Raw genomic sequence first — 704 nt, 5'->3', positions numbered from 1 at the left:
CGTTGAAGCTCTCCACGAACCCATTTTGCATGGGCTTGCCGGGCGCGATGTAGTGCCAGTCGACGGCATGGTCCTTTGCCCAGGCGAAGATCGCATGCGAAGTGAACTCGGTACCGTTGTCGGAAACAATCATTCCGGGCTTGCCGCGTTGTTCGATCAGGGCGGTCAGCTCCCGGGCCACACGCACGCCTGAGATCGAGGTATCGGGGATCGCGGCGAGACACTCGCGCGTCACGTCATCGACGACGTTGAGAACCCGGAAGCGGCGGCCATTGGCCATCTGGTCGTGAACGAAGTCGAGCGACCAGCGGGCATTGACCCGGGCCTCGACAAGGATCGGAGCGCGGATACCAATGGCTCTCCGCCTGGAGCGGCGCTTGCGAACCGTCAGACCTTCTTCTCGATAGAGCCGGTAGATGCGGTTGATCCCTGACGCCTCGCCTTCCCGGCGGAGCAGGATGAACAGGCGCCGGTAACCGAAGCGGCGCCGTTCATTGGCCAGTTCGCGCAACCTCGACCGCAGCGCCGCCTCAGGCGGCCGACAGGAGCGGTACCGGATCATCTTGCGGTCTGCCGCGATCACGGAGCAGGCCCGGCGCTCGCTCATCTGGAACCTCTCGCGCAGATGAGCGACAGCCTCTCGCTTGGCGGCGGGCCCTACCATTTTTTTGCCAGAAGCTCGCGAAGAGCAGACGCATCGAGCA

The 704-nt window shown here is 63.8% G+C and carries 1 pseudogene; it reads right to left on the bottom strand.

Annotated elements, in window-relative coordinates:
• Positions 1-704, bottom strand: a pseudogene (locus F2P47_RS17550) (IS3 family transposase); the annotation flags it as partial.

The organism is Parvibaculum sedimenti (genome assembly GCF_009184905.1).
GTDB classification, from domain to species: domain Bacteria; phylum Pseudomonadota; class Alphaproteobacteria; order Parvibaculales; family Parvibaculaceae; genus Parvibaculum; species Parvibaculum sedimenti.
Note: the sequence above shows the minus strand (reverse complement) of the source record. Positions and strands in the feature narration are given on the sequence as shown.